Consider the following 1,187-nt stretch of genomic DNA (forward strand, 5'->3'; position numbering starts at 1 on the left):
GATCACCTCAAGGTCGCAGAGAAGGAAGGCCGCAAACTCCAGGAACTGTTGCACGACTGGGGTGTCGCACCGGCTTCCGCGTCCCGCATGATCCGGCTGGGCACCGCACCCGACCTCGAGCGCGTGTACCGCCACACCTCGTTGGGCACATTGTCGGCCGAACACGCCGACGCCATCGTCCGAGGATTGACGCACATCGAGAAACGGTCCGGGGAACCTGTCACCGCCGAAGAACGCGACGCTCACAGCATTGCCTTGTTGGGGCACGCCACTGCCGGGTTTACTCCCGCCGAGATCCGTGACTATGCCAAGAGTCGCGGGAATCAGCAGGCCGACGACACCGACGGCCTACCCGCCGGCGAAGACCGTTCCATCAACACCCTGGACTTCCGCGATTCCGACGACGGACGCCTCACCGTCACCGGCGACCTCCACGCCGTACTCGGAGAGAAACTACGGACCGCGATCGAAGTCCTGTCGGCGCCACGACCCCAACCCGACGGATCCCGCGATCCACGCACCGCAGGACAAATGCGTGCCGACGCCCTGGAGATCATCCTCGACACCGCCGCCCGCGCCGCCGCAGGCCAGCACTGCGACGACGGACCGCGCATGCCCACCGAGCTGATCAACCTCACCATCCCCACCGGCACACCCTCACTGGCGTCACTGGCATTCATGGGATCGGTCACCGAAGCCACCGCCCGAAAACTATGCTGCGACGCCACCGTCGGCGTCATGATCGTCAGCACAGACGAAGTACCCCTATCACTCGGACGCACCATCCGACTGTTCAACCGGGCCCAACGACGCGCCCTGACTCACCGCGACAAAGGATGCATCAAGTGCGGTGCACCCGCCTCACGCTGCCAGGCGCACCACATCACCCACTGGATCGACGGCGGCGAAACCTGTTTGGAAAACGGCGCTTTGCTCTGCACAGCCTGTCATGACGACGTCCACCATAACGGATGGGACGTCGTCATGGGAGCCGACCACCACCCCTGGTTGATCCCACCGGAAACGGTTGACCCACAACGCCGATGGCTGCGGTCCTATCACCGCCGGACCATGACCTTGGATGGGTTGCCGGGTGTGGCATGACGATTCGAGTTCCAGCCTTGCGGGGTCTCCTTGCGTTGAGCTCCGTCGAAACGACCGATGGTCGGGGCCGCCCCGGTGATCGC

1 protein-coding gene is annotated in these 1,187 nt (G+C 64.5%); it reads left to right on the forward strand.

Translation table 11 applies throughout. The annotated features are described in order from the left end of the window. The coding region (locus ACWETB_RS23895) for a DUF222 domain-containing protein (RefSeq protein WP_452214080.1) at positions 1 to 1,104 on the forward strand (1,104 nt) is incomplete at its 5' end. Between the last annotated feature and the right edge of the window lie 83 nt (positions 1,105 to 1,187).

The sequence above is a fragment of the Gordonia sp. NPDC003950 genome (assembly GCF_053605205.1).